The sequence below is a fragment of the Natrinema soli genome, from assembly GCF_028618695.1.
This window is the reverse complement of record NZ_JAQIVI010000585.1, coordinates 1-7,392: the sequence shown is the minus strand read 5'-3', so window position 1 is coordinate 7,392 and position 7,392 is coordinate 1. Positions and strand designations below refer to the sequence as shown.

Below are 7,392 nucleotides of genomic sequence, written 5' to 3'. Positions count from 1 at the left end.
GGCCGACGGCGTCGTCCTGCCCGGCGTCGGCGCGTTCCGCGAGGGCGTCGAGAACGCCGACCCGCTTCGCGAGGACCTCCTCGAGGTGGCCGACAGCGGCACCCCTCTCTTCGGTATCTGTCTCGGGATGCAGATGCTACTCACGACGAGCGAGGAGGGCGAAAACGAGGGCGAGTCGGCCGTCCAGGGGCTGGATCTGATCCCCGGCACCAACGTCCGATTCGCCGAGGGCCAGAAGGTTCCGCACATGGGCTGGAACGAACTCGAGATCCAGCGCGACCATCCCCTCGTAGCGGGCGTGGACGGGAACTACGCGTACTTCGTCCACTCGTATTACGCGGCCCCGGACGACGAACACGCGACGGTCGCGACGACGGACTACGAACTCGAGTTCCCCTCGATCGTGGCCAACGAGGCGGGGAACGTCTTCGGCACGCAGTTCCACCCCGAGAAGAGCGGCGAGACGGGACTACAGATCCTGCGGAACTTCGTCGAGATCTGCGTCGAAGCGTGACTTTGATCGCGAACGACCATCAGGAGTGAGCGGTCCTTTTTGGTCCAGATTTTTGCCGTGAGTGGTGAGTGAGCAGCGCGAACGAACCCGAGCGGAAAAGGTGGGTGAGTGAGACGTGACTGTTCTTATGAGATAGAGAGGGCTGGATCGAGCGAAGTGACGGAGCGACACACCCCAGAGTTCCGCTGTAAGTCCCCGGGATACTGGCCGAGCTGCGATATTTCGATCGATCTAGCTGAGTTACGAGTTCAACTGTCACGTCGTCCGAACCGAGAGACAATGCTATTAAATACTACTGGTGTGTCACCATCCACTGAGTGTTTTGAACGCAATTACGTTCGGTCGGTTTCGAACGCAGGATTATCACTCGAGTCGACTCAGGCCTGTACCGTCGTTCGCCTGATCGCTCTCCTGAACCCGTCTTTCGCTCGATCTGCATACTCGAACCCTCGTTTCTGGTACGCTCCCACCGCCGCGTCGTTACAGCGGCATTTCGGGGTGTGTGACTCCGAATACAGCGGCACCGAGGGGTGGTGAACAACTGAATCAGTCCATCTATAACCCATTTCGGCGATATACAGCAGAAGTTCGGTGCGCAACTGCAGGTGAACCCGGCGAATCAGTTCTCGAGAGGAAGGTTCCGAATACGATACAGCGAGACCGCACGGTCACGGACGGACAATACAGCGGAAATACGGAGTTGTATTCCGGCCATACAGCGGCAATGAGGGGTCTAAATTCCCAGCTTTAAATCCTCTAAAGAGCATTCAGACAATATACAGCGGCACCACGGTCCGAATGGGTTAAGTGGTCTCCGATGAATCGTTTGACCAACTGAATGTCCGACTCGATGGATTACTTCGGCAGCGAAAATGAGGTCTTCCGGAACAAGGAACTCCTGCAGGTCTCACACCTCCCGGACGGCGACCGGATTATCGGCCGCGAGGACGAACTGACGAACCTCGCGAACGCGATTAAACCGGCCACGCGCGGGAACACGCCGAACAACGTTCTCGTCTACGGAAAGACGGGTACTGGGAAATCCCTCTGTTCAAAATTCATCACGAATCACGCCGTCGAGCGTGCGAAGGATAACGACGTATCGATCGGCGTCGCCTACGTCGATTGTCTCCAGGAATCGACGGAGACACAGGCCGTGCAATCGGCCGGTCATCAACTCAACGAGCAGACGGAAACGGAGATCTCGATCCCCCACTCGGGGTTGAGCACGGCCGAGTACTACCGTCGTCTCTGGCGCATCGTCGACACGCGGTACGACGTCGCGCTGATCATCCTGGACGAGGTGGACAAGATCGAAGACGACGAAATCCTGATGCAGCTCTCGCGAGCGGTCGAATCGGGAAAGCTCACCGAGAGCACGATCGGCGTCATCGGAATCTCGAACAAGGTCCGGTACAAGGACTCGCTGGACGAGCGGATCAAATCGAGCCTCTGTGAACGGGAGTACGTCTTCTCCCCGTACGACGCGACCCAGATCCGAGAGATTCTCCGATCACGCTCCGACGCGTTCCACGAGAGCGTGCTCGAAGACGGCGTCGTCCCTCGCGTCGCCGCACTGGCAGCCCGTGAACACGGCGACGCGCGGAAGGCGATCGATATCCTCCGATTCGCCGGCGAGATTGCCGAGGAGAACGACCACGACTCCGTCACGGAGGACTGCGTCGATCACGCTCACGAGCGCGAGGAGACCAGCCGCCTCGCCGAACTGATTTCCAAGAGTCCGAGTCACGCGAAACTGGTTCTCGAGGCGATGGCGCTGCTCACCCAGCAAAAGGAGGGGGACGACGCACCGATAACGACGAACGAAGCGTACGACCTGTACAAGCGGTTGTGTGATCGCGATCAGTCCGAGCATCTGAAGCTCCGGCGCGTCCGAGACATCCTTTCGGAACTCGAGTTCCTCTCGATTATCGAGCAGGAGCGCAAGTGGGCCGGCAGAGGGAAAGGGAACTACATGGAGAATCGGCTGATCGACGATCCGAAAGTCATCATCGCCGCCTGTAACGAGTCCGAGTGACGGAAACCGAGCGACCGATCGGTGATTTGAACCCGAAACGACGGCAGTAATTTGAGCACAACGGCAATCGGCTACAACAGTTCGCGGACCTCCGAGTACCACATATCGTGGTAGTCGACGTGGCCGACCCGGCGCGCGATCGCGACGGCCAGCGAGTGCCAGCACTTCTCGGTCGGGTCGTCAGCGTCGAGGTTGTACTCGCTGTCCTTGCAAGTACAGCCGCCGTCCTCGACGATGTACTCGTCGTCGTAGCCGACGACGATCGTGAAATCGCGGTAGGCCTTCACCCGGTTTTCGCCGACCGCCTCGATGGCGCGAACCCCGCGGTCGCCGTGGACCTGCGAGATATCGCCGACGATCGCGGGCGTGAGTTCGCCGGCTTCTTCGAGGGCGGCCTGCCATCGCTCGACGGGGTTGGCCTCCGACACGACCGGAACTGTGTCCCCAACTGTAAAATCGGTTTGGTTGTTGTACCGCGACGGCGGACCGATCGGATCCGCCCGGCTTCGGCGACGCTCGAGCCGCGCGAGACCACACTGCTTTTCGCCCGCTACCGACGAGACGTGGTATGCGCGTCACTGAGGGCGGGGTCGAACTCGAAATCCCCGGGGAGCAGACCGAGGGCATCGAGGAGGCGGTCTTCTACAATCCGCGACAGGAATTGAACCGGGATCTGACGATCGCGACGCTGCGAGCCTATCGCGACCGCGAGGAGCGCGCTACCTCGTATCTGGACGCGATGACCGCGAGCGGCGTCCGCGGTGTCAGGGCCGCCGCCGACGGCTGGGAGGTCACCTGCTGTGACGTCGACGAGGAGGCGGTCGCCCTCGCGCGGGAGAACCTCGAGCGAAACGACTGCGACGAGCGGGCGCGGGTCGAACACCGCAACGTCTCCGCCCTCATGCACGAGGAGCCGTTCGACGTGATCGATCTCGACCCCTACGGGACGCCGATGCCGTTCGCCGACGCCGCGTTCGCGAACTGTCGGGACCTGGTCTGCGTCACCGCGACGGACACCGCGCCGCTGTGCGGGGCCCACTTCAACAGCGGCGTGCGCTCCTATTCCGCGATCCCCCGGAACACGGACTACCACGCCGAGATGGGCGTTCGAATCCTCGTCTCGGCGCTCGCTCGCAGCGCCGCGCGCGTCGACGTCGGCGTCGAGCCGCTCCTGACCCACGCGACCAGTCACTACGTCCGGACCTACCTCGAGCTCGAGCACAAGCCCACCGCGGCCGACGCCGCGATCGACGAGTTAGGCCACCTCTACCACTGTGAAGACTGTCTCTACCGTGAGGCCGATTCCGGGCTGCTCGCCGATCCGCTCGAGACGTGCCCCCACTGCGGGGGAAATCGAATGCTCACCGCCGGCCCCGTCTGGCTCGGTTCCATTCGGAATCGCAAGTTCGTCGCCGCGGTCCGCGACGAAATTCCGTACACGTTCGATACCGCGCCCGAGGCTCGAGAGCTCTGCGACGCGCTCTCGGCCGAACTGGACGAGCCGACACACTACGACCAGCACAAGCTCTGTCGGAACTGGGGGCTGCCCGCAAACGCGATGGACGAGTTCCTCACGGACCTGCGCGAGGCGGGGTATGCGGCCTCGAGAGCCCACTACGGTGGGACGACGTTCAAGACGGACGCCAGCGTGGGCGAGATCCGCGCGGCGACCGAAGGGAACCTCGATTGACTGCGGTTCGACTGACCGCGTTTCGACGGCCCAGATCGAGAGACGGTTCGACTGACCGTGTCGAGAGACCCGTTACTCCACGTCCGCGTACAGGCGGACGAGCCCGCACTCCGGACAGCAGACGCTCCGGAGTTTCGTCGTGTTCTGCAGGCCGATCTTCCCCAGCAATCCGTCGCGTTTCCCGGTCGCAATGGACGGCTTCATGCCCTCGCCATCGCGGACGGTCACCCCTTCCATCGTCACGCCGCAGTCCGGACAGCGTCGTTGTTCCATACGGTCACGTTCACGCGATAACAGAAAAGCGAGGCGGGTCCGACTCGCTCGACGGCACGGCCACGAGATGATACCGCCGACGGACCCGCTGGCCGTCAGGCGCGAACGGGGTCCTGGCAACGGAACTCGGTCCGAATAGCGGTGGCTAATCGGCTTCGTACAGCCGCTAACGGGACCGTACGAGGGCCCCGATAGAACCGGGCGTCGACGTCGCTCCTGACTCGAGGAGCAAACGCCCGTCGCACCATCGTAACGGACCATTGCAACACCGTGTCGTGCGATTACATATTGCGGCCCGCGTCGAAGGGCCGCGCGTGCTCGATCACAGACGGGGACTCGAGGTGACGGGAGAAGCCGTTCGGCTCGCCAGGAACGAACAGTTGACGCTGCTCGCAGCGGGCGTCGCGTTCTACGGCTTCATCTCGCTCGTCCCGCTCATGCTGCTCGCGCTGGGAATTGCGGCATCGATCGGGGGCGAGGCGCTCGCAGCGCGGCTCACGGCGGCGGCAAGCGACGTGCTCACGCCGGACGCTCAGGAGCTGCTCGCCGAGACGATCGTGGACGACACCGGCCGCCAGGGAGCGACCATCGTCGGCATCCTCGGCCTGCTCTGGGGCTCGAGCCGGGTCCTCCGCGGGCTCGACCGGGCCTTCTCGCAGGTGTACGGCACTGCGGGGGAGAAGTCACTGCTTGACACCGTCTGGGACGCGACGATCGTCTCCGTCGGCATCACCCTGGGCCTCGTCGTCGTCGGCGCGCTCGAGCTGGTGATCCGATTCGTTGCCGGATTCGGACTCTCGATCGTCGGACAGCTGTTCATCGTTCTCGGGCTGGTCGCGACGTTCCTGCCGCTGTACGTCATCTTTCCGGACGCGAACGTCGGCCTTCGCGAGGCCGCACCGGGAACGATCGTCGCCGCGGTCGGCTGGTTCACACTGAGTCGCACGTTCTCGCTGTACACCGGTCTGGCCACCGGGTACGCGGTCTACGGCGCGCTCGGTGCCGTGTTCCTCGTCCTCGTCTGGCTCTACGTCGGCTCGATCATCCTCGTCTTCGGTGCGGTCCTCAACGCAGTCCTCGCCGACCGTGAAGTGGATCGGCAGCTACAAAGTCCCGGACATCGACAGATTCCGACAGAAGCGATGACCGACGACGCCACGGGTGCCGACGAGGGGGCCACGGAGGATCGCGCCAGTGACCGCACCAGCGCGAGGGCGAGTCGAACGAGCGCTCGGACGCGCGACCGCGCGGACGACCCCGAGGTACTGCGCGAAGAGATCGAGCGGCTGCGCGATCGCGTCGACACCTTCGAGGACGACGTCGAGAACCGAACCGTCAGGAAGGAGTCCCTCGAGGGCGAGCTCAAACGCTACGTTCGACGGCGAGTGCGACGCGGCCACGCCCACGACTGGGGGCCGTACCTCGTCTTGCTGTACGGAACTGCGATGTCGATCGCGGCGTTTTACTTCCTGGCGGGCGGCTGGTCGATCCTCGCGATGTTCGTCGTCTGGACCTCGACGCTCGGACTCTACGTGCTGATGGTGCTGTTCGGGTTCGGAATCTCCCTGCTCGGACTCCCGGGTCGGCTGCGCAATGCGATCGGCGACCGACGTTCCTGAACTGCCGCGGCGACCGCCGCCCCTGAGCCGTCGGTACGTCCGGCCACCCGTCGACCGACCCGCCCGAAGCCGCCGTGAGTCCGCAATCCTGCTATTCTCCCGGACGTTCGCACCACTTCTGACACGGCCACGTACGCCCTTGAGCAACCGTACATCCGGTGTTCGAGCAGACACCCGGCGACGAACGCCTGACCTACTGCTGCGTCGGGACGGTCCGTTGGACGAACCGTCGAACCCGGTCGGTGTACGTGGCCGGTCGGTGGAGGTTACAGATGTGGCCGGCGTCCGCGAGGACTTCCACGCGGCCGTCACGCGCGGCCCCGGCGTGGGCCCGCTCGCCGCGGCGCATCAGTTTGTCGTTCTCGCCGTTGAGGACGAGCGTCGAGCCGGGATACGTGGAGAGCTTCGCCCGGAAATCCTCGCCCGCGATGTCCGGTGCCGCGTCGCCGAACTGCTCCGGGTAGAAGCCGGCTTCGATGATCTCTCGCTCGATATCCGGCGGGAGGTCACGATTTTGAACCCATCGCGTCGCGAGTTCCTCGACGGCGCGCTTTCCGACATCGGGTTTCGTCAGGAGCCGCGACAGCCCCCCGGTCAGTCGCGTGCCGAGTTCCATCGTATTCACCGGGTTCACGCTGCTCCCCGACAGCACCAGCGCGTCGACCTCGTCGGGATGGCGATGAGCATACTCCGTGACCGCGTAGCCGCCGAGCGAGAGCCCGACGAGGACGGCCGACCCGTCGACGTGCGTCTCGAGGGCGTCCTCGAGGACGTCGATCGCCGGCTCCATCCGGAACGGCTTGCCGGCGCGAGTACCGTGGCCGGGGAGATCCGGCGAGACGACGTGGAACGACTCGGAGAGCTCCCGTTGTTGGGGAAGCCACATCTTTCGGGTAAACATCGCACCGTGTACGAACACGATCGACTGTGCGTCCGACGGGCCGGTGACGTCGACACCCTCGGAGCCGCCGCTTTCGTCTGTCCAAGCCATAGCCCACGTAGCAGCAGGAGAGGCTTAGTAGGCGACCCGGCGAACCACGGCAGCAGGTCCGCTGGCGCAGTCACGCGAACTCCACTGACGAAAGTAGACTACGTTACTCGTCTTCGCGATCGTCGGAACCGGCGTCCGCGAGCCGCTCCGTTTCCGGGTCGTCCTTGAGGCCCTGTGCGCCGTCTTCGGTCGTCGGCCCGCGATCGGTCGCGTCCGACTCGCGGACCGCGTCCGGATCCACCGCGGCGTCGGTACGGCTGGCGTCCT

Annotated in this window: 7 protein-coding genes; 4 read left to right on the top strand and 3 right to left on the bottom strand. The window is 63.9% G+C overall.

What is annotated here, in order from left to right; genetic code table 11:
- Together hisH and PGX04_RS27030 are read left to right on the top strand one after the other, a co-directional pair.
- On the top strand, positions 1-514 hold a 514-nt coding region (gene hisH / locus PGX04_RS27035), incomplete at its 5' end, for an imidazole glycerol phosphate synthase subunit HisH (protein WP_273741316.1).
- Positions 515-1,352: 838 nt separating this feature from the next.
- Positions 1,353-2,552: a Cdc6/Cdc18 family protein gene (locus tag PGX04_RS27030; RefSeq protein WP_273741315.1), complete on the top strand. Its 1,200-nt coding sequence runs from the start codon at positions 1,353-1,355 to the stop codon at positions 2,550-2,552.
- 71 nt (positions 2,553-2,623) lie between these two features.
- Here PGX04_RS27030 and PGX04_RS27025 read toward each other — a convergent pair whose 3' ends face one another.
- On the bottom strand, positions 2,624-2,980 hold the full coding sequence (locus PGX04_RS27025; protein ID WP_098726071.1) for a hypothetical protein: 357 nt from the start codon (positions 2,978-2,980) through the stop codon (positions 2,624-2,626).
- 140 nt (positions 2,981-3,120) lie between these two features.
- On the opposite strand from PGX04_RS27025, the gene PGX04_RS27020 reads away from it, so the two are divergent.
- Complete coding sequence (locus PGX04_RS27020) at positions 3,121-4,242, top strand: tRNA (guanine(26)-N(2))-dimethyltransferase (protein WP_273741314.1); 1,122 nt, start codon at positions 3,121-3,123, stop codon at positions 4,240-4,242.
- Between the two features lie 72 nt (positions 4,243-4,314).
- Here the strand turns inward: PGX04_RS27020 and PGX04_RS27015 are convergent, their stop codons facing one another.
- Positions 4,315-4,515, bottom strand: a complete 201-nt coding sequence (locus PGX04_RS27015; RefSeq protein WP_273741313.1) for a hypothetical protein — start codon at positions 4,513-4,515, stop codon at positions 4,315-4,317.
- Positions 4,516-4,829: 314 nt separating this feature from the next.
- Between PGX04_RS27015 and PGX04_RS27010 the strand changes: the two genes are divergently transcribed.
- A complete protein-coding gene (locus tag PGX04_RS27010; protein ID WP_273741312.1) occupies positions 4,830-6,134 on the top strand; it encodes a YihY/virulence factor BrkB family protein in 1,305 nt (434 codons plus the stop codon).
- 193 nt (positions 6,135-6,327) lie between these two features.
- Here PGX04_RS27010 and PGX04_RS27005 read toward each other — a convergent pair whose 3' ends face one another.
- The gene (locus PGX04_RS27005; RefSeq protein ID WP_273741311.1) at positions 6,328-7,125 is read right to left on the bottom strand and encodes an alpha/beta fold hydrolase; all 798 of its coding nucleotides are present in this window, start codon (positions 7,123-7,125) and stop codon (positions 6,328-6,330) included.
- Positions 7,126-7,392 lie beyond the last annotated feature (267 nt).

Coding starts and splice junctions, on each gene's coding strand:
- PGX04_RS27020 (WP_273741314.1), top strand. CDS start 3,121: ATGCGCGTCACTGAGGGCGGGGTCGAACTCGAAATCCCCGGGGAGCAG.
- PGX04_RS27005 (WP_273741311.1), bottom strand. CDS start 7,125: ATGGCTTGGACAGACGAAAGCGGCGGCTCCGAGGGTGTCGACGTCACC.
- PGX04_RS27015 (WP_273741313.1), bottom strand. CDS start 4,515: ATGGAACAACGACGCTGTCCGGACTGCGGCGTGACGATGGAAGGGGTG.
- PGX04_RS27030 (WP_273741315.1), top strand. CDS start 1,353: ATGTCCGACTCGATGGATTACTTCGGCAGCGAAAATGAGGTCTTCCGG.